Here is a 24,204-nt window from a genome sequence, read left to right on the forward strand (position 1 = left end):
CTCATGTCTACTTCTCACCACGACCTCCGCGCCCAGCTGGAGACGCTGACCACCGAGGCGTACCGGCCCGAGCTGGCCGATGTCGACCGGTTGCCCACGCTCGACATCGCCCGGCTGATGAACGGCGAGGATGCCGGGGTGGCCGGGGCCGTCGCCGAGCAGGTACCCGCGATCGCCGCCGCCGTCGACGCCGTGGCCGAGCGGATGGCGCGGGGCGGGCGGCTGATCTACGCCGGTGCGGGTACGGCCGGGCGGCTGGGGGTGCTGGACGCCTCCGAGTGCCCGCCGACGTTCAACACGGACCCGGCGAGGGTGGTCGGGCTGATCGCGGGCGGCCCGAGCGCCATGGTCACGTCGGTGGAGGGTGCCGAGGACTCGCGGGAGCTGGCCGAGTCCGACCTGGCGGCGCTGGCGCTGACCGCCGACGACACGGTGGTCGGCGTCTCGGCGTCCGGCCGCACACCGTACGCGGTCGGCGCGGTCGCGTACGCCCGTGCGCGCGGCGCCCTCACCGTGGGCCTGGCCTGCAACCGGGGCAGCGCGCTGGCGGCGGCGGCCGAGCACGGCATCGAGGTGGTGGTCGGTCCGGAGTTCCTCACCGGCTCCACCCGTCTGAAGGCCGGTACGGCACAGAAGCTGGTGCTGAACATGCTGTCGACGATCACGATGATCCGGCTGGGGAAGACGTACGGGAACCTGATGGTCGACGTACGGGCCTCCAACGAGAAGCTGCGCGCCCGCTCCCGCCGTATCGTCGCCCAGGCGACGGGCGCGGACGACGACGTCGTCGAGCGGGCCCTGACCGCGACGGACGGCGAGGTCAAGCACGCGATCCTGGTCATCCTGGCGGACGTCGACGGCCCCACGGCCGCCCGCCTGCTCACGGAGACGGACGGCCATCTGCGGGCGGCGCTCGCCAGGGCGCGGGAGTAGAAGGGATCCGTGGGCGGATACTGGAGAGCACCCGACCCGGAGACGAACCATGAACCACGCGCAGCTCACCGCCCTGGGCCGCGCCCTGCGTGTGCTCGGGGAGCACGGCGAGGCGCTGTCCGCCGATGTGCCGGACGCCCGGCTGCACGAGGTGAAGGACGATCTGCGGCGGGCGCTCGACCTGCTGGAGGAGAGCGTCAACACGGCGGCGCCCACCACGCGTTGCGCCGAGCACCCGACGGGCCCGGTCGACAAGAGCGCCCCCGACCTGTGTCTGCTCTGTGAGACCCGGCGCCGCACGGCCCGCCGCGCCGAGTTCAACGGCCCGGCCCCCCAGCACCGCCCGGCCGACCCCGCCCCGTCCCGCTACGGAGTTCGGGCGGACCGCCCGCAACCCCAGCAACGCTGGCTCCCGGAACTCTGGAACGGCCAGTCGTGGCAGCTCTGCGGCACCCCCCGCCGGGACCGCCGGGAGGCGGAACTCTTCATCGCGGCCCAACGCCGCAGCCCCCGGGCGGCGATGGCCTACCGCCTGGTCCACGAGTTCACGGACTACGAGGTACTACGAGTCTGGGGAGCCCCGATAAGGACGGACCCGGAAACCCCCTAGGAGACAGGGGCGCGGGGAACTGCGCAAAAAAGGCGGGTCTGGGGGCGCAGCCCCCAGGGACGGGAACGGGAAGGGGCGGCGGGGGCGAAACCCACCACGCCACCCCCACCGCCCTACACCTTGGCCGCCCCCACAGCCGGCGCCGCACCCGCGGCCTCCACCGCCTCACCCCGCCGCCGCGGAATGAACGCGGCGATGACGAACCCGAGCAACGCCGCCCCGGCCCCGAGGGCCAGCACCGTCCGGAACGCGTCCTCCGACGGCAGCGCGAACGCCCCGAACGCGGTGGTCATCTGAGCCAGCACCACACCGGCCACGGCACTGGCGACAGACGTACCGATGGACCGCATCAGCGTGTTGAGCGCATTCGCCGCACCCGTCTCCGACGCCGGCACCGCCCCCATGATCAGCGTGGGCATCGCCCCGTAGGTGAACCCGATCCCCGCCCCGATGACACACGACGCCAGCACGAAGTGCCAGACCTCGCTCATCAGCACGACGTTCAGCCCATACCCCGCGGCCACGATCAGCGCACCGATCATCAGGGTCACCTTGGGCCCCTTGGCCCGCGAGACCAGTGCGGACACCGGCGCCAGCGCCATCATCACCAGACCGGACGGTGCCATCACGAGACCCGCCATGAGCAGCGACTGCCCCAGCCCGTATCCGGTCTCCTCCGGCAGCTGCAGCACCTGCGGGATGACCAGGGACATGGAGAACATCGCGAACCCGATGGCGATCGAGGCGAGGTTGGTGATCAGCACCTGCGGCCGGACGGTGGTCCGCAGGTCCACCAGCGGCTGATCGGTGCGCAGCTCGAAGAAGCCCCAGCCCACCAGGATCACGACGGCCGCCGCGAACAGACCGAGCGTGGTCCCGCTGGACCACCCCCAGTCACCGCCCTTGGAGATCGCCAGCAGCAGACAGATCAGCCCGGCCGCCATCCCCACCGATCCGGGCAGATCGAACCGTCCCCCGGTCCGCACCTTGGACTCCGGGACGAGCAAGGCCACCGCGACCAGCGCGACGACGCCCAGTCCGGCCGAGATCCAGAACAGCATGTGCCAGTCGAAGTTGTCGGCGATGAGCGCGGCGATGGGCAGTCCGAGCGCTCCGCCGACACCGAGCGAGGCGCTGATCATCGCGGTGGCGGAGCCCAGCTTCTCGGCGGGCAGTTCGTCGCGCAGGATGCTGATGCCGAGCGGGATCACGCCGGAGGACAGGCCCTGGAGGGCACGCCCGACGATCATCGGGACGAGGGAGTCGCTGAGTCCGGCGACGACGGAGCCGACGACCAGCATGCCCATGCTGACCAGCAGCATGCGGCGCTTGCCGTACATGTCGCCGAGCCGGCCCATGACGGGCGTCGCGACGGCGGCGGCGAGCAGGGTGGCGGTGATGGCCCAGGCGGCGTCCGCAGCGGAGGCGTTCAGGTACTGCGGCAGTTGCCCCACGATCGGGATGACCAGGGTCTGCATCAGCGAGACGACGATGCCGCCGAAGGCCAGTACGGGCACCACGGCGCCGGTCCTGGGCGGCGCGGCGGTACCGGGCGTGGGCGAACGGTCGAGTGCGTCGGACATGAGGGAGGTCTCCGGGACTCAGGGCAATACTTGACTCAAGCAACTTTAAGGCGATTGATTGACTTAAGCAAATTAATACCGGATGACAGACGGATGGCGCCCCCGCGTCCGGAAGCGCCACCCGCCGTTGACCGGCTCAGCTCAGCGTCTTGAGCGCCGACCCCTCGTACGGCGTCAGTTCGTCGAAGCGCCCGGCCAGCACCTTGGCCGCCCAGTTCGGGTCGTGGAGCAGCGCACGGCCCACGGCGACGAGGTCGAACTCGTCCCGCTCCATCCGGTCGAGCAGGTTGTCGATGCTGCCGAGCTCGGCACCCTGCCCCTGGAAGGCCTTGAGGAACTCGCCGTCCAGTCCGACGGAGCCGACGGTGATGCTGGGCCTCCCGGTCAGCTTCTTCGTCCAGCCGGCCAGGTTGAGGTCGGAGTCCGCGAACTCCGGGAGCCAGTAGCGGCGCGTGGACGCGTGGAAGGCGTCGACACCGGCCTCGGCGAGCGGGGCGAGGATGGCCTCCAGCTCCTGGGGCGTCTCGGCGAGCCGGGCGTCGTAGGCGTCCTGCTTCCACTGCGAGTAGCGGAAGACGACCGGGAACTCCGGCGACACGGCGTCGCGCACCGCGGCCACGATCTCCGCCGCGAACCGGGCGCGGGCGACCGGGTCGCCGCCGTAGGCGTCGGTACGGCGGTTGGTGCCGGACCACAGGAACTGGTCGACGAGGTAGCCGTGGGCGCCGTGCAGCTCCACGCCGTCGAAGCCGATCCGCTCGGCGTCGGCGGCGGCCTGCGCGAACGCGCCGATCACGGCGTCGATGTCCGCCTGCGTCATCGCCCGGCCCGTGCCCTCGGTGCCGTCCGTGCGCACCCCGGACGGACCGACCGCCGGAGCCTGCGGGTACGGCGCCTGCCCCTGCTCGCGGACCATGCCGATGTGCCAGAGCTGCGGCACGATCGTGCCGCCGGCCGCGTGCACCGCCTCGGCGACCTTCGCCCACCCCGCGAGCTGCTCCTCCCCGTGGAACCGCGGCACCCGGTCGCTCTGCCCGGCCGACTCGTGCCCGACGTACGTGCCCTCGGTGACGATCAGCCCGACACCGGCGGCGGCCCGGCGCGCGTAGTACGACACCACGTCCTCCCCGGGCACCCCGCCCGGCGAGAACATCCGGGTCATCGGCGCCATGGCGATGCGGTTGGGAACCGTCAGACCGTTGATGGTGACGGGCCGGGACAGAATCCCGGCGGCTCGCGCGGTGACGCTGGGGGAGGTGACGGTCACGTGGGGGCTCCTCTGCTTCGAATACCGGTCAGTATGTGTACATGCATTAAATGCATCTACGGCACCAACGGGAAAGCGGGAAGAGGCATTCCCCTCACCCCCAGGACGTGACGCCGGTCACGGGACGCCCTCCCGCGCACCGGGGTACGGTCGCCCGATGAGAACACGCCTCCTGCGCTTCGGCCTGTACGCGGACGAGGAAGGACTGGCGTGGGCCGGCTCGGTCGTCGACCGGGCCACAGCGCTCCACAACGCCCGGACTGTCGGCCGGGACGTCGTCCGCACGCTCCCCGGCAGCGGGACGACGACCGCCGACCTCTACGACCACCTGGCGCAGCAGTGGGCCTGGGAGCACCCGGGCCGAAGCAGCGGCGCGCGAGAGCCGGTCGAGCTGCGCGTCCGCCTGGTGTGCTCGCTGCGGACCTGGCGGGCGGTCCGCAAGGCGGTGCTGCGGGGCCTGTGCCCGCGGGGCGCGGCGCCGCACGTCTGCCGCGTGCCGTGGTGCGCCGCCTGACACGCCGCACGCCCGAAGCCCGGGCAATGTCACAAAGCGGCCACACCCCGCCGTACCGCGGGAGGCCGGCGCCTTGTGAGCGCAGGATTACCCGCATGGGGGACAACGCCCACCGCTGACCACATGAGGGGCTGCCGTGACGGGGGCACGCATCGGGGACTACTCGATCGAACGCAAGCTGGGCAGCGGAGGCATGGGATCCGTCTATCTGGGGCGTTCGCGTTCCGGTCGGGCCGTCGCCATCAAGGTGATCCGGCCCGAGTACGCGGCCGACCCACGCTTCAGGGACCGATTCCGCAAGGAGGTCGAGGCCGCCCGCAGGGTCGGCGGCTTCCATACGGCGGCGGTGGTGGACGCCGACCCCGACGCAGCACAGCCATGGATGGCGAGCGCGTACGTCAAAGGACCGACACTGGCCGAAGCCGTCGCCCGGCGCGGCCCCCTCGACGAAACCGGACTCCGGTCCCTCGCCGCCGCGCTGGCCGAGGCACTGGAAGCGATCCACGGCTGCGGGCTGGTGCACCGCGACCTCAAACCGGGCAACATCATCCTGGCCGAGGACGGCCCCCGCGTCCTGGACTTCGGGATCGCCCAGGCGCTGGAGGGCACCCGGCTGACCGTCGACGGCGCGGCTGTCGGAACCCCGGGGTTCATCGCACCCGAGCAGGTCCTGGGCCACGCGATCACCGGGGCGTGCGACGTCTTCGCCCTCGGCGCCGTACTGGTCGCCGCGGCCGGCGGCAGCGCGTTCGGGGAGGGGTCGCCGTACGGGCTGATGTACCGGGCGGTGCACGACACCCCGGATGTGACCGCGCTGCCCGCCGCCCTGCGCCCCCTCGTCGAGGCCTGCCTCCACAAGGAGCCCGAACAACGGCCGTCACCAAGACGGTTATTGGACCTGTGCGCAGTCGGCACCGATCACCCAGCCACCGTGGTCGACGCGCCGGACGCTCCCCTGGACGCAGTTCCCACCGTGAGGGCCGTACGTCCCCGCTCCGAGAGCATGCCCACGCGCCGCGCGGCGAACACCCGAGCCTCGGCCGCTCCCCGCCAACCCGCGAGAACCGCTCCACCCCTCGCCCTCTATCGGCGTAACCGCCTCAGTTGGGCGATCCGGCTCACGCGAAACCTGCTCATCATGGCCGGGTTCATCATGGCGACCGTCCTGGGCTCCATGTACGACCTGCCCGACGCGGTCCCCGGGACAGGGTTCCTCGGCGCCTTCTTCATGGCCATCCGGCTGGTCTTCCTGTACGGCAGCACCAACGACGGAATCGTGATCGACGAGTTGGGCATCGTCATGGGCTCCCCGAACAATCCGGCCCTGCTGCAATGGACGCACATGAAGTCCATGGAACTGGACGACGGCGCCCGGGAGATGTGGCTGACCGTCCGATGCGGCGAGCGACAGTACTTCCCTCTGTCCCTCCACCGCCCGCTATGGGTCCGCAACAAACGGAACGGAACCATTCACATCCGCACCCGATGGCTGCGGCCCATCGGCGACACACCTCCGCTCCCGGACGCCTTGCGCGCCTTCGCCGCACACCGGCACGTCCCCCTGACGGAGACCCGGGCCGGCTGACCGGACTCCCGAAGCTCAAGCACCGAGCTCCGAGCCCTCTTTTCAAGGAACGGGTGGGAGGGCCCCACCCGCCCTCCCACCCCTGCATGTTGACTTGACGCGTTCGGCTTGCCACGCACAGTCACGAACGTCTAGCGTGCCCGCATAACGAACAGCCCCCGCTCGGTGCACACAACACCTGCGGGGGCCTGACCTACAAGATCGAGAGAAAGTCGATCCCATGGCTGCCGCCCAGCCTAGTCCCGCCTCCCCGCACGCGCACGGCTCCCCGCACCCGATGGCCAATCCGGGTTACGGCAAACGGACCGCACCGGGCCAACACCGGCGCACACACCACGACTTCACGCACCTTCCGCCCCGGGAGGCGGCCGTCGCCGCGTTCATCGACCGGCTCACCGACGGCGCCGACATCTCCGTGAAGACGCTGGCCAGGACGCTTCCGTACGGGCAGTGCGCACTGCGGACCGCCCTCAACAACCTTCAGCGCACAGGCCACTTGCGCCGCGGCCGGGAAACCGTGGCGACGGGGAACACCGGCGGTGGCACACGCTGGATCACCCGATCGTGGTGGTCGTCCACCGCCCGCGACGACGACTGGTGGGCGGCGTTCACCCGTGGCGACGTACCGGACGGCGAGGCCGCGCCGGAATCCGCCCGCCCCAGCCGCTCCCGCGCCCACATCCTCCTCGCCGCCCTCGGCCGTGAGACCCCCGTGCTGTCCCTCTCCCGGGCCGACTGCGCGCGGCTCGCCCCGCTGGTGGAGGAGTGGTTCGCGCGCGGCGCCACCGACGAGGCCGTACGGGCCGCCCTCACCGCCGGCCTGCCCACACCCGTGCACCACCCGGCCGCCCTGCTCCACCGCCGCCTGACCGACAAGCTCCCGCCGGAGCCGCCTCCCGCCCCGCGCCCGCCGCTCCGCCTCCTGGAGTGCGCGAAGTGCCGTACGCCGGGCCGTCCGGAGGCGTTGCCCGGCGGCATCTGCGGCGCGTGCCGGGGCGAACGCGCCCCCATTGGCCCCGACGCGCCCCTGCCAGCTCCCTCGGTCCGTGTCCGCGCCGGCGAGATCCGCGCTGCGATGTCACTACGACGACGAGAGAGGACACCCTCATGACCGCTCCCACGGTCCGACGGCACCACCCCGGGGCACGATGGGAGAAAGGAGGCGACGCCATGACCCCTGACACCGCTGACCGCCCCCAGATGTCCGTCGAGGACTTCGAGGAACTCGTCCGGAGGGCCCCGAGGGAGATCCGCAGCCGGCTGGAGTTTCTCGGCGGACGGCTGGGCATCCGGCACGGGCCGCTCGACGTCGAGGAGTTCGAGGAGCTGGCCGAGGCCGCTCCCGAAACGGTGCGACTGGAGTACATCAACGGAAAAGTAGAGGTCAAGGCAGTGCCGGACGGCAACCACAACGAAATCTACATGTGGCTGCTGCAGCAGTGCATGCAACAGCGTCCCGACCTCCGCCTCTATCCCGAGTCCGGCGTCCTGGCGGAGGCGTACCGCAACGGTCGCGCACGCACGGACGCCACGCTCGCGCCGAAGGGCCATTTCAAGGGACGCCGCGAATGGTCCCCGACGGACGGCATCCTGATGGCCGTGGAGATCACCTCGTACGACCGGGACACCGACCGACGCGACCGCGTCGACAAGCCCATCGGCTACGCGGCGGCCGAGATCCCCGTCTACCTCCTCATCGACCGCGACAACTACACGGTCAGGGTCTACAGCGAGCCCAAGAACGGCCGCTATCAGCAGTCGCCGTCCTACCCCTGGGGGACCGTCGTCGTACTCCCCTCCCCCGTGGACATCACCCTCGACACCGAGGAGCTCAAGGAGTACGCGGACTGACCCCGCCCACGCCCGAGGGCGGCATCCCCTGTCGGAACAGGGGATGCCGCCCTCGGTCGTACGGCGGACGGGTCCGATCCTCGGGAGGATCAGAAGTCCATGTCACCGCCCGGCATGCCGCCGCCGGCCGGGGCCGCGGACTTCTCCGGCTTGTCGGCGATGACGGCCTCGGTGGTGAGGAAGAGCGCGGCGATGGAGGCGGCGTTCTGCAGCGCGGAACGGGTCACCTTCGCCGGGTCGATGATGCCTTCCTTGACCAGGTCGACGTACTCGCCGGTCGCGGCGTTCAGGCCGTGGCCCGGGGTCAGGTTGCGCACCTTCTCCACCACGACACCGCCCTCGAGGCCGGCGTTCACGGCGATCTGCTTCAGCGGGGCCTCGAGCGCCAGCTTCACGGCCTGGGCGCCGGTCGCCTCGTCACCCTCGAGCTCCAGCTTCTCGAAGACCTGGGAGGCCTGCAGCAGGGCCACGCCGCCACCGGCGACGATGCCCTCCTCGACGGCCGCCTTGGCGTTGCGCACGGCGTCCTCGATGCGGTGCTTGCGCTCCTTGAGCTCCACCTCGGTGGCGGCACCGGCCTTGATGACCGCGACACCGCCGGCGAGCTTCGCCAGGCGCTCCTGCAGCTTCTCGCGGTCGTAGTCCGAGTCGCTGTTCTCGATCTCGGCGCGGATCTGGTTCACGCGGCCCTGGACCTGGTCGGCCGAGCCGGCACCGTCGACGATGGTGGTCTCGTCCTTGGTGATGACGACCTTGCGGGCCTTGCCCAGCAGGTCGAGCGTCGCGTTCTCCAGCTTGAGGCCGACCTCCTCGGAGATGACCTCGCCGCCCGTGAGGATGGCGATGTCGCCGAGCATGGCCTTGCGGCGGTCGCCGAAGCCCGGGGCCTTGACGGCGACGGACTTGAAGGTGCCGCGGATCTTGTTGACCACCAGGGTCGACAGGGCCTCGCCCTCGACGTCCTCGGCGATGATCAGCAGCGGCTTGCCGCCCTGCATGACCTTCTCCAGGAGCGGGAGCAGGTCCTTGACGTTGGCGATCTTGGAGTTCGCGATCAGGATGTACGGGTCGTCGAGGACGGCCTCCATACGCTCCATGTCGGTGGCGAAGTACGCCGAGATGTAGCCCTTGTCGAAGCGCATACCCTCGGTGAGCTCGAGCTCCAGACCGAAGGTCTGGGACTCCTCGACGGTGATGACGCCTTCCTTGCCGACCTTGTCCATGGCCTCGGCGATGAGCTCGCCGATCTGGGTGTCGGCGGCGGAGATGGAGGCCGTGGAGGCGATCTGCTCCTTGGTCTCGACATCCTTCGCCTGCTCGAGGAGCGCGCCGGAGACGGCCTCGACGGCCTTCTCGATACCGCGCTTCAGGGCCATCGGGTTGGCACCCGCGGCCACGTTGCGCAGGCCCTCCTTGACCAGGGCCTGGGCGAGAACGGTCGCGGTGGTCGTACCGTCACCGGCGACGTCGTCCGTCTTCTTGGCGACTTCCTTGACCAGCTCGGCGCCGATCTTCTCGTACGGGTCCTCGAGCTCGATCTCCTTGGCGATGGACACACCATCGTTGGTGATCGTGGGGGCGCCCCACTTCTTCTCGAGGACGACGTTGCGGCCCTTGGGGCCGAGCGTCACCTTGACGGCGTCCGCGAGCTGGTTCATGCCGCGCTCGAGGCCGCGCCGCGCCTCCTCGTCGAACGCGATGATCTTGGCCATGTGAAGTGGTCCCTCCAGGACTGGGGGTGATTCCTTCGGACCGCGCCCGCGCCCGCGACGGACGGCTCGCCGGCCCTGTGGTTCCTTGCCCCACACGGCCTGCGGGCCTCACCGACCCGGTCCTTACGTTGTCACTCTCACCTTCAGAGTGCTAACGCCAATGATTAGCACTCGACCCATGCGAGTGCAAGCGCCTATGGGTAGTACAGGGACGCGCTCAGCCGCCCGCGAACACCGGCGCGCGCCCCGCGCGGGCACGCGACGGACCCATCGCGGCCCGCCGCGGACAGGGCGCGGGCAGGGCATGGGCAGGGCGCGGGCACGGCGAAGGGCCCGCACCCCGGAGGATGCGGGCCCTTCACCGGCAGAAGATTCTTTCGGCTGATAGCGCGTTCAGGCGCTGAGACGAACCATGTCGGCCTGCGGGCCCTTCTGACCCTGCGAGATCTCGAACTCGACCCGCTGGCCTTCTTCGAGGGTGCGGTAGCCGTCCATCTGGATCGCGCTGTAGTGGACGAAAACATCCGCACCACCGTCGACCGCGATGAAGCCGTACCCCTTCTCCGCGTTGAACCACTTGACGGTGCCCTGAGCCATGCCTAACTCCCCTATTACTGGCCCTTGCACGGATCCGCACTTCGCGGATCCGGGTCAGACCTCACCCCCCAACGGTTGGGGGCGTGCGCCGGAACGCGTCGACCGCGGCTGAATGTATCTGTCCAACTGCCGTCTGCAACAGGTCAATCGGACGAGAAATCTGGACGACACCGGTCCGGAATGTGGCGAGAATTCGCCTGAATTCAGGGCAAGTCGGGCCGGGCAATCGGCGCAAATGCCGCGCAAGGTGCCCGCACTTTGGCTACATCCAGTCGGGCTCGCGGCAGAAATCAAGGGGTCCCGATCAGTGGATCGGGAGCGCGTTCCCCAACTCTACCGCGCTCAATCCCATGGAATTGCCCCCTCCGCTTCTCTCACGGAGGGGGCAAAGTCCCAAACGCTCGGTAACCGTCATTACCGAAGGTAATGATCAGCCTCCGGCCACCGCCGGAATGATCGAGATGCCGGCCCCGTCCGGGGTGGCCGTCTCCAGTCCCTGCTCGAACCGCACGTCGTCGTCGTTGACGTACACGTTCACGAACCGCCGCAGCTTGCCCTGGTCGTCCAGCACCCGGGCGGCGATCCCGGTGTGGCTCTTCTCCAGATCCGAGATGACCTCGCCGAGGGTGGCCCCCTCGGCGCTCACTTCGGCCTGCCCACCGGTGTACGTGCGCAGAATGGTAGGAATCCGTACGGTAACGCTCACGACAAAACCTCCGGAAGGAACAGCACCCTGGGGGCGCGGGGAACTGCGCGACCAGCCACGGCTGACCCGCAGACTGACGACTCAGGCAAGCCCGGCTGCACGGAACGACTCGAGGCTGGGACGGATCGTCGCGGTCATGCCCGTACCGGCCACCGCGTCCAGCGTCTTGAGGCCATCACCCGTGTTGAGCACCACAGTGGTCAGAGAAGGATCGAGCGCACCGCTCTCGAGCAGCTTCCTGGTGACTCCCACGGTCACGCCCCCCGCGGTCTCCGCGAAGATCCCCTCGCTCCGGGCGAGCAACTTGATCGCCTCGACGATCTGCTCGTCGTTCACGTCCTCCACCGCCCCGCCCGTGCGGCGTGCGATGTCCAGGACGTACGGCCCGTCCGCCGGGTTGCCGATCGCCAGCGACTTGGCGATCGTGTCCGGCTTCTGCGGACGTACGACGTCGTGCCCCGCCTTGTACGCGGTGGAGACCGGTGAGCACCCCTCGGCCTGCGCGCCGAAGATCCTGTACGGCTTGTCCTCGACCAGACCGAGCCCGATCAGCTCCTGCAGCCCCTTGTCGATCTTCGTGAGCTGCGAGCCGGACGCGATCGGGACGACGAGCTGGTCGGGCAGCTCCCAGCCCAGCTGCTCGCAGATCTCGTACGCGAGGGTCTTGGAGCCCTCCGCGTAGTACGGCCGCAGGTTGACGTTGACGAAGCCCCAGCCCTCGCCGGCCGGGTCGCCGATCAGCTCGGAGCAGAAACGGTTCACGTCGTCGTAGTTGCCCTCGATGCCGACGAGTTCACCGCCGTAGACGGCGGCCATGACGACCTTGCCCTGTTCCAGGTCGTGCGGGATGAACACACAGGACCGGAAGCCGGCGCGGGCCGCGGCGGCACCGACGGCGCCGGCGAGGTTGCCGGTGGACGAGCAGGACAGGGTGGTGAAGCCGAAGGCGCGGGCGGCCTCGATGGCCTGGGCGACGACGCGGTCCTTGAAGGAGTGCGTCGGGTTGCCGGAGTCGTCCTTGACGAACAGCCTGCCGGGGTCGACACCCAGCTCACGGGCGAGGTTGTCGGCCTGGACGAGCTTGGTCCAGCCGGGGTTGATGTTGGGCTTGGTCGCCACGTCCGCCGGGACGGGCAGCAGCGGCGCGTAGCGCCAGATGTTCGCGGGTCCCGCTTCGATCCGCTTGCGCAGTTCCTCGGTGTCGTGGGCCGAGAAGTCGTAGGCGATCTCCAGCGGGCCGAAACACTCCTCGCAGGCGAAGACGGGGCCGAGCGGGACGCGGTGGCCGCACTCGCGGCAGGAGAGCGCCGCTGCGGGGCCGAGGTCGACCGCGGAATCGGTGGTGCTTGCAACAGTCTGCACAGCCATGGAGGCGAGGCCCTTTCTCCTCATCTTCCTCACGACGCATCTCGCCGTGAGACGGATTTGGCACCTTCCCTAGCCGGGAGCCTCGCCACGTCTGTGTGACAAGAGCCGGCTGGAGGGTTGCCGGGGCTTCATCGGGCCGTATCCCTCTGCCCCTCTGGATGAGCGGTGTTCAGTTGTTGTCCACGCGGTGACCCCGGCATGCGGTGGTCACGGGCGTTGTTCAAGACTGTAACCGACGGCCTGCAGGGTGGAGAGTGCCCGTCCGAACCGCGAGATGGATCACAGGCCAGTGAGGAGCCCGGGAGCGTGCTGGAAGAAGTCGGACGCTGGCTGGTCGACCGCTCCTGGTCCGTGGGCGACCGGCCGCTCCACCGGATCCTGGCGGCGAAGCGCGCCACGGGGCAGACGGTGAGCGTGGTGCTGCCCGCGCTCAACGAGGAGGCGACGGTCGGCGACATCGTGTCGGTGCTCCGCCGCGACCTGGTGCTGCGGGTTCCGCTGGTCGACGAGATCGTGGTGGTCGACTCGGGGTCGACCGACCGTACGGCCGAGGCGGCGGCCGCGGCGGGCGCGACCGTGGTGCACCGGGACGCGATCCTGCCCCGCATCCCCGCGGTGCCCGGCAAGGGCGAGGTGCTGTGGCGGTCGCTGCTCGTCACCCGGGGCGACATCGTGTGCTTCGTCGACGCGGACCTGCGGGAGTTCTCCTCCGACTTCGTCTCCGGCATCGTCGGCCCGCTGCTCACCGAGCCCGACGTGCACCTGGTCAAGGCGATGTACGACCGTCCGCTCACGGTGCCCGACGGACCCGCCTCCGGCACGATGGCGGCCGGTCAGGGCGGCCGGGTCACCGAGCTGATGGCGCGCCCGCTGCTGAACATGCACTGGCCCCAGCTCGCCGGTTTCGTCCAGCCGCTCGGCGGCGAGTACGCGGCCCGCCGGAGCCTCCTCGAACAGCTGCCGTTCCCGGTCGGGTACGGCGTCGAGCTGGGCATGCTGGTCGACGCGCTGCACCTGGTGGGCCTGGACGCGCTGGCCCAGGTCGACGTCGGCGTCCGCAAGCACCGCCACCAGGACGGCCAGGCCCTCGGCCGGATGGCCGCCGCGATCTACCGCACCGCCCAGCTGCGCCTGGCCCGCGGCCATCTGATCCGGCCGTCCCTGACCCAGTTCGAGCGGGCGGGCGACAACTTCGAGCCGCGCACGTACTCGGTCGACACGGAGGAACGGCCGCCGATGACGGAGATCGCGGAGTACCAGGCACGCAGGGTCGCCTGATCCGTATACGGCCGACGTGTGCGTTTGAGGCCCCTGGGGCCGGGCTAGGTTGAGGCTTATGGCTGTCACGCAGGCTGCTCAGGGTGCTCAGGTGCTGGTCGCGTCGAATCGCGGGCCCGTCTCGTACACGGTGGAGGACGACGGGTCGCTGCGCGCCAAACGGGGCGGCGGGGGGCTGGTGTCGGGGCTCTCGGCGATCGGGCCGGACGCGGGCGCGCTGTGGGTGTGCTCGGCGCTGTCCGACGGCGACCGGGAGGCGGTGCGGCGCGGGGCCGGCGAGGACGGCGTACGGATGCTGGACATCCCGGCGGACGTGCACGCGGACGCGTACAACGGGATCGCGAACTCGGTGCTGTGGTTCGTCCACCACATGCTGTACCAGACGCCGCTGGAGCCGGTCTTCGACGCGGAGTTCCGCAGGCAGTGGGCGTCGTACGAGGCCTACAACCGGGCGTTCGCCGAGGCGCTGGCCGAGGAGTCGGCGCCGGGCGCGGCGGTCCTGGTCCAGGACTACCACCTGACGCTGGTCCCCGGAATGCTCCGCGAGCTCCGCCCGGACCTGCGCATCGCGCACTTCTCGCACACGCCGTGGGCGCCGCCGGAGTACTTCCGCATGCTGCCCGACGACATCGCCGGACAGGTGCTGCGCGGCATGCTGGGCGCGGACCGGCTCGGCTTCCTCACCCACCGCTGGGCGGACGCGTTCACGGCGTGCTGCGAGCGGTTCGCGGGCGGGCTCGGGGACACCAGGATCGGGGTGCACGGCCTCGGCGCCGACGCGGACTTCCTGCGGGCCCGGTCCCACGAGGCGGACGTCGAGGAGCGGATCGTGGCGCTCCGGGAGGAGATCGGGGAGGGCCGCCGGACGATCGTACGGGTCGACCGGACCGAGCTCTCGAAGAACATCGTGCGCGGTCTGCTGGCCTACCGGCAGCTGCTGGACGACCACCCCGAGTGGCGCGAACGGGTCGTGCACATCGCCTTCGCCTACCCCTCCCGGCAGGATCTCGCCGTGTACCGCGACTACACCGCCGAGGTGGCCCGGGTCGCGGAGGAGATCAACGAGCGGTACGGCACCGAGGGCTGGCGGCCGGTCCTGCTGCACCTCAAGGACGACTTCGCGCGCTCGCTGGCGGCGTACCGGCTGGCGGACGTGGCGCTGGTCAACCCCGTGCGCGACGGCATGAACCTGGTCGCCAAGGAGGTCCCGGTGGTCTCCGACGCGGGGTGCGCGCTGGTGCTGTCACGGGAGGCGGGCGCGCACGAGGAGCTGGGTGAGGACGCGCTCACGGTCAATCCGTACGACATCGTCGAGACCGCCGGCGCCCTGCACGAGGCGCTGACGATGGGTCCGGAGGAACGGGCCGAGCGCGCCAAGCGCCTGACGGCGGCGGCGACCGCACTGCCCCCGGCGCGCTGGTTCCTGGAGCAGCTGGAGGCGCTGCGGGAGACCGGCGGGCGTGGATAGGTTGGGACGCATGGGCAGCGATACGGATTCCACGCCGGTGCCGGCCACGCGGGCGGGGCGGGACGGACTGGACGCGCTTCTCTCCCGGCCGGACAGGGCGCTGATCGGGCTCGACTTCGACGGGACGCTCGCGCCGATCGTGGCCGACCCGGAGCGGGCCCGCGCGCACCCGGACGCGGTGCCGGCGCTCGCCGCGCTGGCGCCGAAGGTGGCTTCGGTCGCGGTCGTCACCGGGCGGCCGGCGGACGTCGCGGTCCGCCACGGCGGCTTCGCGGGCGTGCCGGGTCTGGAGCACCTGGTCGTCCTCGGCCATTACGGCGCCGAACGCTGGGACGCGGTCACGGATACGGTCACCGCGCCCGCCCCGCACCCCGGGATCGCCGCGGTCCGCGCGGAGCTGCTGGACCGGGCCGGGGCGTGGCCGGGCACCTGGGTCGAGGAGAAGGGCGGCCGCGCGGTGGCGGTCCACACCCGCCGGGCCGCCGATCCGCAGGCCGCGTTCGACGCCCTGCGCCCGCCGCTGACCGAGCTGGCGGCGCGGCACGGTCTGATCGTCGAGCCCGGCCGCATGGTCCTGGAACTCCGCCCTCCCGGCATGGACAAGGGCGTCGCCCTTCTGGACCACGCCCGGTCCATCGGCGCGGGGTCGGTGGTGTACGCGGGCGACGACCTGGGCGACCTGCCGGCGTATGGGGCGGTCGAGCGACTCCGTGCCTCCGGCGTCCCGGGGCTGCTGGTGTGCAGCGGCAGCGACGAGGTCCCGGAGCTGAGAGACCGCTCGGACCTGGTGGTCGACGGACCGGCGGGGGTGGTGGCGCTGCTGCGGGCGCTGGCGGGGCGTCTGCCCTGACGGGTTTCGCCCCCGCCGCCCTTTCCCGTCCCGACCCTGGGGCTCCGCCCCGGACCCCGCTCCTCAAACTCCCCCAAAGGGGGTACCCCCAGAGGGGCTGAAATCAGCCTCTCCGGCGTTTGAGGAGCGGGGGTCCGGGGGCAGCGCCCCCGTGGGGGCGGATCAGCGCTCGTCGCGGCGGGAGTCGCGGACTCGGCGGAGGCGGTTGACCGTCACCGGGTCGTGGGCGAGGGCCCGGGGGTTGTCCAGGAGGGCGTTGAGGAGTTGGTAGTAGCGGACGGGGGCCAGGCCCAGCTCCTCGCGGATGGCGCGTTCCTTGACGCCGGGGCCCGAGAAGCCCCGGCGTTCCAGGGCCAGGATGTCCTGCTCGCGCTGGGCGAGTCCCCCGTCTCCCGTGTCCATGCCCCGCAGGCTACCCCGCCACCTCCGCGCGCGTCGCCGCCGCCTGGAGGCCGCCGAGGACGCCCGCGGGGCTGCCGTTCGGGGCGACCGCCTTGCCGATCTCCTTCTTCACCGCCGCGTTGACCGCCGCCCAGGAGGTGTTGCCGACCGGGTAGAGTTCCGAGGTCGCCAACTGGTCGAGGAACGGCTTGAGGTCCTTGTCCTGCTCGGACGCGGCCATCGTCCGGGACGCGGAGACGGTGACCGGCAGCAGGTTGTACTCGCGGGAGAACGCGAGCACGTTGTCCTCGCTGTAGACGAAGTCGAGGAAGTCGCCGATCTCGTCGCGGTGGCCGTTCTCCTTGAAGGCCATCATCCAGTCGGCGACGCCGAGCGTGGCCTTGCTCTCGCCCTCGGCGCCCGGTGTCGGCACCATGCCGAACTTCACGCCCTTCGCCTTCGCCGTCTCCATCAGCGAGGGATGGCCGTTGAGCATGCCGACCTGCCCGGCGGCGAACGCCTCGAACGCGTCGGCCCGGTCGAGCTTGCCGGGTGCGACCGGACCCGTCAGGCCCTTGCCGACCAGTTCGCTCTTGAGCCAGCCGAAGGTCTCGACGTTCGCCGCGGAGTCGATGCTGTAGGTGCCGGTGATGTCGGTGTAGCCGCCTTCACCGCCGAGCATCCACTGCATGCTCTCGGCCTGGGCCTCCTCCGGGCCGAGCGGCAGCGCGTACGGGTACTTCACGCCCTCCGCCTTGAGCGCCTCGGCGTCCGCGGCGAGCTCGTCCCAGGTCTTCGGCGGGGTGATGCCGGCCTCGTCGAACAGGGTCCTGTTGTAGAACAGCACGCGCGTGGAGGAGGCGAACGGCATGCCGTACTGGACGCTGTTGACCTCGCCCGCGGTGGTCAGCTGGGAGAGGAAGTCCGCCTGGACGGGGATGGACAGCAGGTCGCCGGCCTTGTAGAGCTGCCCCTCGGCCGCGTAGTCGGCGTACGCGCCGATCTGCGCCAGGTCGGGCGCCTCGCCCGCGTCGACCATCTCCTTGACCTTGCGGTCGACGTCGTTCCAGGAGTAGACGTCCACGTCGATCTTCACATCGGGGTGCTCGGCCTCGTACCGGTCGACCAGGTCCTGCCAGTACTTCTCGGAGCTGTTGGACTCGCTGTCGCCGTAGTCGGCGGCGACCAGCTTCAGCGTCACGTCGGATGATCCGCCGCCGAGACCGCATCCGCCGAGGACCCCCGTCAGCCCCAGTGCGGACACCACCGCGATCGCCCTTGTCCTGACCCGCCGCTGCACGTGCCTTACCCCTGCCCCGGCGCTGACGCGCCATCGGAAAACATTTCGATAATCGGAATAAGGTCTACACCACGTGAGTGGACTAGACCTCTTGAGGGTAGCCGGTCCACACTGTCACCCGTGAGACACGTCATCGCCCTCGATGTGGGCGGCACCGGGATGAAGGCCGCGCTGGTCGGGGCGGACGGCGAGCTGCTGCACCAGGACCGCCGGGCCACCGGCCGCGAACGCGGCCCGGACGCGGTCGTCGCGGACATCCTCGGCTTCGCCGCCGACCTGCGCGCCCACGGCGTACGGCGGTACGGCGAACCCGCGTCCGCCGCCGGAGTCGCCGTCCCCGGCATCGTCGACGAGTCCGGGGGCGTCGCCGTCTACGCGGCCAACCTCGGCTGGCGCGACGTCCCGCTGCGCGCACTGCTCACCGAACGGCTCGGCGTCCCCGTCGCCCTCGGCCACGACGTCCGCACCGGCGGTCTCGCCGAGGGCCGGATCGGCGCGGGCCGGGGCGCGGACCGGTTCCTGTTCGTGCCGCTGGGCACCGGCATCGCGGGCGCCATCGGCATCGACGGCCGGGTGGAGGCGGGCGCGCACGGCTTCGCGGGCGAGATCGGCCATATCGTCGTACGGCAGCAGGGCGCCGTCTGTCCCTGCGGCCAGCGCGGCTGTCTGGAGCGGTACGCGTCCGCCGCCGCGGTCGGCGAGGCCTGGGCCGCCGCCTGCGGCGACCCGGGCGCGGACGCGGCGGACTGCGCCAAGGCCGTCGAGTCCGGTGACGTACGGGCCCGGCGGGTGTGGCAGGACACGGTGGACGCGCTCGCCGACGGGCTGGTCACGGCGCTCACCCTGCTGGACCCCAGGACGCTGATCATCGGTGGCGGGCTCGCCGAGGCGGGGGAAACCTTGTTCACACCACTGCGGGAGGCCGTCCGGCGGCGGGTCACCTTCCAGAAGCTGCCGTCCCTGGTCCCCGCGGCCCTCGGGGACACCGCCGGATGCCTGGGCGCGGGGCTCCTCGCCTGGGACCTGCTCGCCGACACCACTGACCCCTCGTCTCCTTCGGAGGTAACCACCTGATGGCCCCCACCAAGGTTCTGACCGGTGCCCGGTTGGTACTTCCCACCGGGACCGTGGACGACGGCCGCGTGATCGTCGAGGGCACGCGGATCGCGGATGGGGGTCCCCCCGGGCCGGAGCCCGTCGGAGGTTCGGCGAAGGCTCCTGGAGGGACGGAGACGGTCGATCTCGGCGGCCACTGGGTGGTCCCCGGCTTCGTCGACCTCCACAACCACGGCGGCGGCGGCGCCTCCTTCGCCGGCGGCACCGCCGAGGACGTCCTCAAGGGCGTCCACACCCACCGGCTGCACGGCACCACCACGGTGGTCGCCTCCGCCGTCACCGGCGACCTGGACTTCCTCGCCCGGCACGCCGGGATGCTGGCCGAGCTGGCCCAGCAGGGCGAGATCGCCGGCATCCACTTCGAGGGCCCCTTCATCTCCCCCTGCCGCAAGGGCGCGCACGACGAGGGACTGCTGCGCGACCCCGACCCGGCCGAGGTCCGCAAGCTGGTCGACGCGGCGCACGGACACGCGCGGATGATGACCCTGGCGACCGAACTGCCCGGCGGCCTGGACTCCGTACGGCTGCTCGCGGAGCACGGCGTGATCGCCGCCGTCGGGCACACGGACGCCACGTACGAGCAGACGCTGCAGGCCGTCGACGCGGGGGCGACGGTCGCCACGCACCTGTTCAACGCCATGCCGCCGCTCGGCCACCGCTCCCCCGGCCCGATCACCGCGCTGCTGGAGGACGAGCGGGTCACCGTCGAGCTGATCAACGACGGCACCCATCTGCACCCGGCCGCCCTCCAGCTGGCCTTCCACCACGCGGGCGCGGGCCGGGTCGCCTTCATCACCGACGCGATGGACGCGGCCGGCTTCGGCGACGGCCGCTACATGCTCGGCCCGCTGGAGGTCGAGGTCGCGGACGGGGTGGCCCGGCTGGTGGAGGGCGGCTCGATCGCCGGCTCCACGCTCACCCTGGACCGTGCCTTCAAGCGGGCGGTCACGGTGGACGGGCTGCCCGTCGAGGACGTCGTACGGGCGATCTCCGTCAACCCGGCCCGGCTGCTCGGCCTGGACGACCGCATCGGCTCCCTGGAGCCCGGGAAGGACGCCGACCTGGTGGTGCTCGACGCCGGGTTCGACCTGGTCGGCGTGATGCGCCGGGGCGAATGGGTGGTCCGTCCCCAACTGGGCTGATCCGTCCCGCCCCCGGGGGACGGCGGCCGGTCCGGGGGCTGGGCCGACCGCCGTCCCTTTGGCATGATCGTGACCACGGGTCCTACGGACATGCGCAGGTAAAAGGGGAGGTCGGCCCGGTGATACTCACGGTCACGCTGAACACCGCTCTCGACATCACCTATCGCGTACCGTCCCTGCGGTCCGGCGCCTCCCACCGGATCTCCGAGGTGACGGAGAGCCCCGGCGGCAAGGGCGTCAACGTCGCCAGGGTGCTCACCGCCCTCGGCCACGAGGTGACGGTCACCGGCTTCTCGGGCGGCACGACGGGCCGGATCCTGCGCGACCGGCTCACCGAGGTCCCGCGCCTGACGGACGCGCTCGTCCCGGTCTCCGGCACGACCCGCCGCACCGTCGCCGTCGTCGACGCACGCGCCGGCGACACCACCCAGCTCAACGAACCCGGCCCGACGATCACCCACGCCGAATGGGCCGCCTTCCAGGAGGTCTACGAGGACCTCCTCGCCTCCGCCTCGGCGGTGGCCCTGTGCGGCAGCCTGCCCCCGGGCGTCCCCGTGGGCGCGTACGCGGGCCTGCTCCGCACGGCACGCGCGGCGGGGGTGCCGACCCTGCTCGACACCAGCGGTGCGGCGCTGCGCCGCGGGGTGGCGGGCCGTCCCGACATCCTCAAGCCGAACGCCGAGGAGCTGGCCGAACTCACCGGCTCACACGAGCCGTCGCGCGCCACCCAGGACGCCCGCCGGCGCGGCGCGGGCACGGTGGTCGCCTCCCTGGGCCCCAAGGGCCTCCTCGCCCTCACCCCGGAGGGCCGCTGGCGCGCGACGCCGCCGACCCGCCTGGCCGGCAACCCGACGGGCGCCGGCGACTCGGCGGTCGCGGGCCTGCTGTCCGCCCTGGTCGAACACCGCCCCTGGCCGGACCGCCTGGCCCGCGCGGTCGCCCTGTCCACGGCGACGGTCCTGTCCCCGACGGCCGGCGACTTCGACCGGACGGCCTATGAGGAGCTGCTGACGGGGGTCACGGTGACGCGGGAGAGCGGCGCGGCCTAGGACCGGGTCAGTCCTTGACCTGGCCCTTCTTCAGCCACATCTGGTCCAGCAGGACGTTGCACTTGTCGCCGTCGGCGCAGGAGACCGAGATGGTGTTGGTGCCCTTGTTGAGGGTGGGCCAGGAGTAGGTCTTGGTCCAGCCCTTGGAGAAGTCGCCGTCCTTGGCATGGGCGAAGTTGCCCATGTTGACCTTGGAGCCGAACTCCTTGCCGTTGACCGTGAGCGTCATCGACTGGTCCTCGTCGGCGGTGCTGTAGCGCACGAAGACGGTGTAGGCGCCGTCCTCCGGGATGCCGTCGACGGTCCAGGTGACCGAGTTCCCCGGCTGGTTGAGGCCGGCCACGTAGACGCCGCCGTCGGACTGCGCGCCCTCGACGTCCGACGCGGTGGCGGCCGTACCGCCGAGCCGCAGCGCCTTCGCGTCGATGGTGGGCAGCTCCGCCGTCTCCTTGTCGCCGTCGTCGCCCTCGCTCGCCGACGGGGTCGGCTCGCCGCTGTCCTGGGACTGGGTCGGGGTGGAGTCCGCCTGGTTGTCGCCCTTGTCGTCGTCATCGCCGCCGATCATGGCGATGCCGATGCCGATGACGACCGCGGCGACGACCGCGATCGCCCCGATGAGCAGGCCCTTGGTGTTCGGGCCGCGGCCCCGGCCGCCTCCGCCGCCGTGCGACGCATGGGCGCTGGGCGCCCCGCCGGGCAGTGTCTCCGGGGCGGCGTAGTGCGCGCTCGGCTGGCCGTAGACGCCCTGCTGCTGCGGTGCCTGCGGGGCGCCGGCGCCCGGTGCGCCGTACTGGCGGGTCCCGACCGGCCGCACCCGGTTGACCGAGTTCGGGTAGCCGTAGCCCCCGGACGGCGGCTGGGCGCCGTTGGCCTGCCCGTCGGCGTAGAGGTAGCCGAACGGGTCGTCGTCCTCCGGCGTGCTCGCGCCGTTGTTGCCGGCCGTCATCCCTTGGTGCTCCTAGCTGCGGATCGGGTGCAGAGTGAGGGGTGGAGCTAGCGAGCCTACCTGCTTCTCATGACCCGAACGGGTGACTCCGACCGCATCGCTCGACTGACCTGCGGTTCATCCGGCACGGCGATGCTGTTTGGGACGAGATCGTTTCTCGACGTACATCCGTTCGTCAGCGGACTTCAGCACTTCGTCCGCCGTCATCCCGCAGTGCGCCCACCCGATGCCGAAGCTGGCGCCGACCCTGACGGCCCGCCCCTCGGCCCGGATGGGCTGGATGATCTCGTTGCGCAGCCGTACGGCGAGGTCCTGGGCGTCGGCCCGGCCGAGACCGTCGGCGAGGATCACGAACTCGTCGCCGCCGAGCCGGGCGACGGTGTCGCCGTCCCGCACGCCGTTGCCGAGCCGGCGGGCGACCTCGATGAGCACGGCGTCGCCCGCGTTGTGCCCGAACCGGTCGTTGATCGACTTGAAGCCGTCGAGGTCGCAGAAGAGCACCGCGAGCCCCTTGGCGCCGTCGTCGAACTCGGCGGCGGGCGCGACCAGGTGCACATGGTGGTCGAAGCCGTCGTACTTCTCGGCGCCCGGCGGGAAGTCGAAGTCGTGGCCCCGGTCGAAGGCGGGCGGGCCGTAGGCGGCGTCGAAGCCGTCCACGGAGTCGAAGGACTCGAAGGGTTCCATGGAGTCGACGGTGGCGGGCAGCACGTGCTGCGGCGACTGCCGGCACAGCCGGGACGACAGCCGGGCGCGCAGCTCGGCGGAGTTCGGCAGCCCGGTGAGCGAGTCGTGGGAGGCGCGGTGGGCGAGCTGGAGCTCGCGGCGCTTGCGCTCCTCTATGTCCTCGACGTGGGTGAGGAGGAAGCGCGGCCCGTCGGCGGCGTCGGCGACCACGCTGTTGCGCAGGGACACCCAGACGTAGGTGCTGTCGCGGCGGCACAGGCGCAGCTCGGCCCGGCCGCCCTCGGCGGAGGTGCGGAGCAGGGTGCCTATGTCCTCGGGGTGGACCAGGTCGGAGAAGGAGTAGCGGCGCATCGCGGAGGCGGGGCGGCCGAGGAGGCGGCACAGGGCGTCGTTGGTGCGCAGGATGCGGCCGTGCTGGTCACCGCCCATCTCGGCGATGGCCATGCCGGAGGGCGCGTACTCGAAGGCCTGCCGGAAGCTCTCCTCGCTGGCCCGCAGCGCCTGCTGCTCGCGCTCCAGACGGACCAGGGCGCGCTGCATGTTGGCACGCAGACGCGCGTTGCTGATGGCGATGGCGGCCTGGAAGGCGTACATCTGCAGGGCCTCGCGGCCCCAGGCTCCGGGCCGGCGGCCGTTGCGCGGGCGGTCCACGGACAGGATGCCGACCAGTTCGCCGGAGGTGCCGCCGCCCTGCGGGCCGGGGGCGTACATCGGGGCGAAGAGCCGGTCGGAGGGGTGCCACTCGTCCTCGAAGCGGGGCGCGGGCCCGTCGGTGTACCACTGCGGTACGTCGTCGTCGTCGAGGACCCAGCCCTCGGTGTGCGGTATGAACACCAGGTCGCCCCAGCGCTCGCCCATGTGCAGCCGGCGGTCCCAGGACTCGCGGGAGCCGGTCCGGCCGGTGATGAGGGCCTCGGCCGCGGAGTTCCCGGCCAGGGCGGCGACGACGAGATCACCGTCGGGGCGTACGAGATTGACACACGCGAGTTCGTAGTTGAGGGCGTCCACGACGCCGTCGGCGACGGTCTGCAGGGTGTCCGCGAGGCTGCGGGCCGTGTTCATGTCGGCCATGGCCGAGTGGAGTTGCCGCAGCGACGCAAGGCGGACGTAGGGTTCCGACTCGGTCTCCATCCTCGCCCTCCTCCCGAGACCTCGCAGCGAATCAAGCGTTCTCTTCGGCGTATCGTCCCAGCAGTTTCCCCGCCACTGAATCACAGCGCGCTGCTCACTCGGTACACAGGGTCAACAATTATTGCCCCTTGTG

General features: G+C 71.3%; 22 protein-coding genes and 1 riboswitch. Of the genes, 12 read left to right on the plus strand and 10 right to left on the minus strand.

The features are described 5' to 3' along the window. Positions 1-3 precede the first annotated feature (3 nt). The gene (gene murQ, locus IF28_RS0122410; RefSeq protein WP_030223354.1) at positions 4-933 is read left to right on the plus strand and encodes an N-acetylmuramic acid 6-phosphate etherase; all 930 of its coding nucleotides are present in this window, start codon (positions 4-6) and stop codon (positions 931-933) included. 49 nt (positions 934-982) lie between these two features. Continuing rightward, positions 983-1,543 (plus strand): hypothetical protein, encoded by a 561-nt coding sequence (locus tag IF28_RS0122415; protein WP_030223356.1) that lies wholly within the window; start codon positions 983-985, stop codon positions 1,541-1,543. Between the two features lie 113 nt (positions 1,544-1,656). Here the strand turns inward: IF28_RS0122415 and IF28_RS0122420 are convergent, their stop codons facing one another. Beyond that, positions 1,657-3,126 carry an MFS transporter gene (locus IF28_RS0122420; RefSeq protein WP_030223359.1) on the minus strand — a complete coding sequence of 490 codons (1,470 nt, stop codon included), beginning with the start codon at positions 3,124-3,126 and terminating at the stop codon, positions 1,657-1,659. 136 nt (positions 3,127-3,262) lie between these two features. Beyond that, positions 3,263-4,393: an NADH:flavin oxidoreductase gene (locus IF28_RS0122425; protein ID WP_030223361.1), complete on the minus strand. Its 1,131-nt coding sequence runs from the start codon at positions 4,391-4,393 to the stop codon at positions 3,263-3,265. A gap of 157 nt (positions 4,394-4,550) precedes the next feature. Here IF28_RS0122425 and IF28_RS0122430 point away from each other — a divergent pair, with 157 nt between their 5' ends. The 4 genes from IF28_RS0122430 (at position 4,551) to IF28_RS0122445 (ending at position 8,343) form a co-directional block, all read left to right on the plus strand. Beyond that, complete coding sequence (locus IF28_RS0122430) at positions 4,551-4,907, plus strand: hypothetical protein (protein WP_030223364.1); 357 nt, start codon at positions 4,551-4,553, stop codon at positions 4,905-4,907. A 136-nt stretch (positions 4,908-5,043) separates the two neighbouring features. Beyond that, a complete protein-coding gene (locus IF28_RS37960; protein WP_267883064.1) occupies positions 5,044-6,492 on the plus strand; it encodes a serine/threonine-protein kinase in 1,449 nt (482 codons plus the stop codon). A gap of 277 nt (positions 6,493-6,769) precedes the next feature. Then, the gene (locus IF28_RS0122440; RefSeq protein WP_030223370.1) at positions 6,770-7,603 is read left to right on the plus strand and encodes a hypothetical protein; all 834 of its coding nucleotides are present in this window, start codon (positions 6,770-6,772) and stop codon (positions 7,601-7,603) included. Positions 7,604-7,662: 59 nt separating this feature from the next. Next, positions 7,663-8,343, plus strand: coding sequence for a Uma2 family endonuclease (locus tag IF28_RS0122445; protein ID WP_234325323.1), 681 nt, complete (start codon positions 7,663-7,665; stop codon positions 8,341-8,343). A gap of 89 nt (positions 8,344-8,432) precedes the next feature. On the opposite strand, the gene groL is transcribed toward IF28_RS0122445, so the two are convergent. From groL to thrC, 4 genes are all read right to left on the minus strand, one after another. Beyond that, positions 8,433-10,055 (minus strand): chaperonin GroEL, encoded by a 1,623-nt coding sequence (gene groL / locus IF28_RS0122450; RefSeq protein ID WP_030223375.1) that lies wholly within the window; start codon positions 10,053-10,055, stop codon positions 8,433-8,435. A 393-nt stretch (positions 10,056-10,448) separates the two neighbouring features. Next, entirely contained in the window at positions 10,449-10,652 is a 204-nt protein-coding gene (locus IF28_RS0122455; RefSeq protein ID WP_004929928.1) for a cold-shock protein, read from the minus strand. 430 nt (positions 10,653-11,082) lie between these two features. Next, the gene (locus IF28_RS0122460; protein WP_030223379.1) at positions 11,083-11,358 is read right to left on the minus strand and encodes a MoaD/ThiS family protein; all 276 of its coding nucleotides are present in this window, start codon (positions 11,356-11,358) and stop codon (positions 11,083-11,085) included. A gap of 81 nt (positions 11,359-11,439) precedes the next feature. Further along, complete coding sequence (thrC, locus tag IF28_RS0122465; protein WP_030223382.1) at positions 11,440-12,726, minus strand: threonine synthase; 1,287 nt, start codon at positions 12,724-12,726, stop codon at positions 11,440-11,442. 17 nt (positions 12,727-12,743) lie between these two features. Next, positions 12,744-12,891, minus strand: a riboswitch (SAM riboswitch). A 141-nt stretch (positions 12,892-13,032) separates the two neighbouring features. Between thrC and IF28_RS0122470 the strand changes: the two genes are divergently transcribed. From IF28_RS0122470 to otsB, 3 genes are read left to right on the plus strand one after another with little or no spacing between them, the layout of a single operon-like run. After that, positions 13,033-14,004 (plus strand): glucosyl-3-phosphoglycerate synthase, encoded by a 972-nt coding sequence (locus IF28_RS0122470; RefSeq protein WP_030223384.1) that lies wholly within the window; start codon positions 13,033-13,035, stop codon positions 14,002-14,004. A gap of 58 nt (positions 14,005-14,062) precedes the next feature. Beyond that, a complete protein-coding gene (locus tag IF28_RS0122475; RefSeq protein WP_030223387.1) occupies positions 14,063-15,472 on the plus strand; it encodes an alpha,alpha-trehalose-phosphate synthase (UDP-forming) in 1,410 nt (469 codons plus the stop codon). Between the two features lie 10 nt (positions 15,473-15,482). Next, positions 15,483-16,322 carry a trehalose-phosphatase gene (gene otsB / locus IF28_RS0122480; RefSeq protein WP_030223391.1) on the plus strand — a complete coding sequence of 280 codons (840 nt, stop codon included), beginning with the start codon at positions 15,483-15,485 and terminating at the stop codon, positions 16,320-16,322. Between the two features lie 162 nt (positions 16,323-16,484). Here otsB and IF28_RS0122485 read toward each other — a convergent pair whose 3' ends face one another. Both IF28_RS0122485 and IF28_RS0122490 read right to left on the minus strand, forming a co-directional pair. After that, positions 16,485-16,724 carry a DUF3263 domain-containing protein gene (locus IF28_RS0122485; protein WP_030223394.1) on the minus strand — a complete coding sequence of 80 codons (240 nt, stop codon included), beginning with the start codon at positions 16,722-16,724 and terminating at the stop codon, positions 16,485-16,487. A 10-nt stretch (positions 16,725-16,734) separates the two neighbouring features. Next, positions 16,735-17,967: an extracellular solute-binding protein gene (locus tag IF28_RS0122490; RefSeq protein ID WP_420713792.1), complete on the minus strand. Its 1,233-nt coding sequence runs from the start codon at positions 17,965-17,967 to the stop codon at positions 16,735-16,737. A gap of 156 nt (positions 17,968-18,123) precedes the next feature. Here IF28_RS0122490 and IF28_RS0122495 point away from each other — a divergent pair, with 156 nt between their 5' ends. From IF28_RS0122495 to IF28_RS0122505, 3 genes are all read left to right on the plus strand, one after another. Beyond that, entirely contained in the window at positions 18,124-19,077 is a 954-nt protein-coding gene (locus IF28_RS0122495) for an ROK family protein (RefSeq protein WP_030223398.1), read from the plus strand. Further along, positions 19,077-20,261, plus strand: coding sequence for an N-acetylglucosamine-6-phosphate deacetylase (gene nagA / locus IF28_RS0122500; RefSeq protein ID WP_030223401.1), 1,185 nt, complete (start codon positions 19,077-19,079; stop codon positions 20,259-20,261). Before IF28_RS0122495 ends, nagA begins: the two co-directional genes overlap by 1 nt. 119 nt (positions 20,262-20,380) lie before the next feature. Further along, positions 20,381-21,310, plus strand: a complete 930-nt coding sequence (locus IF28_RS0122505) for a 1-phosphofructokinase family hexose kinase (protein WP_030223403.1) — start codon at positions 20,381-20,383, stop codon at positions 21,308-21,310. A 7-nt stretch (positions 21,311-21,317) separates the two neighbouring features. Here the strand turns inward: IF28_RS0122505 and IF28_RS0122510 are convergent, their stop codons facing one another. Together IF28_RS0122510 and cdgB are read right to left on the minus strand one after the other, a co-directional pair. After that, positions 21,318-22,256 carry a carbohydrate-binding protein gene (locus IF28_RS0122510; RefSeq protein ID WP_030223405.1) on the minus strand — a complete coding sequence of 313 codons (939 nt, stop codon included), beginning with the start codon at positions 22,254-22,256 and terminating at the stop codon, positions 21,318-21,320. 117 nt (positions 22,257-22,373) lie between these two features. Beyond that, a complete protein-coding gene (gene cdgB, locus IF28_RS0122515) occupies positions 22,374-24,071 on the minus strand; it encodes a diguanylate cyclase CdgB (protein WP_030223407.1) in 1,698 nt (565 codons plus the stop codon). Positions 24,072-24,204 lie beyond the last annotated feature (133 nt).

Origin of the sequence: Streptomyces sp. NRRL WC-3626, assembly GCF_000718785.1 — a bacterium.
GTDB lineage: Bacteria > Actinomycetota > Actinomycetes > Streptomycetales > Streptomycetaceae > Streptomyces > Streptomyces edwardsiae.

Excerpts from the sequence above, each read along its gene's own strand:
- cdgB (WP_030223407.1), bottom strand. The coding sequence starts at position 24,071 with ATGGAGACCGAGTCGGAACCCTACGTCCGCCTTGCGTCGCTGCGGCAA.
- nagA (WP_030223401.1), top strand. The coding sequence starts at position 19,077 with ATGGCCCCCACCAAGGTTCTGACCGGTGCCCGGTTGGTACTTCCCACC.
- IF28_RS0122455 (WP_004929928.1), bottom strand. The coding sequence starts at position 10,652 with ATGGCTCAGGGCACCGTCAAGTGGTTCAACGCGGAGAAGGGGTACGGC.
- IF28_RS0122415 (WP_030223356.1), top strand. The coding sequence starts at position 983 with ATGAACCACGCGCAGCTCACCGCCCTGGGCCGCGCCCTGCGTGTGCTC.
- thrC (WP_030223382.1), bottom strand. The coding sequence starts at position 12,726 with ATGGCTGTGCAGACTGTTGCAAGCACCACCGATTCCGCGGTCGACCTC.
- IF28_RS0122485 (WP_030223394.1), bottom strand. The coding sequence starts at position 16,724 with ATGGACACGGGAGACGGGGGACTCGCCCAGCGCGAGCAGGACATCCTG.
- IF28_RS0122440 (WP_030223370.1), top strand. The coding sequence starts at position 6,770 with ATGGCCAATCCGGGTTACGGCAAACGGACCGCACCGGGCCAACACCGG.
- IF28_RS0122510 (WP_030223405.1), bottom strand. The coding sequence starts at position 22,256 with ATGACGGCCGGCAACAACGGCGCGAGCACGCCGGAGGACGACGACCCG.
- IF28_RS0122475 (WP_030223387.1), top strand. The coding sequence starts at position 14,063 with ATGGCTGTCACGCAGGCTGCTCAGGGTGCTCAGGTGCTGGTCGCGTCG.
- otsB (WP_030223391.1), top strand. The coding sequence starts at position 15,483 with ATGGGCAGCGATACGGATTCCACGCCGGTGCCGGCCACGCGGGCGGGG.
- IF28_RS0122420 (WP_030223359.1), bottom strand. The coding sequence starts at position 3,126 with ATGTCCGACGCACTCGACCGTTCGCCCACGCCCGGTACCGCCGCGCCG.
- groL (WP_030223375.1), bottom strand. The coding sequence starts at position 10,055 with ATGGCCAAGATCATCGCGTTCGACGAGGAGGCGCGGCGCGGCCTCGAG.
- IF28_RS0122430 (WP_030223364.1), top strand. The coding sequence starts at position 4,551 with ATGAGAACACGCCTCCTGCGCTTCGGCCTGTACGCGGACGAGGAAGGA.
- IF28_RS0122445 (WP_234325323.1), top strand. The coding sequence starts at position 7,663 with ATGACCCCTGACACCGCTGACCGCCCCCAGATGTCCGTCGAGGACTTC.
- murQ (WP_030223354.1), top strand. The coding sequence starts at position 4 with ATGTCTACTTCTCACCACGACCTCCGCGCCCAGCTGGAGACGCTGACC.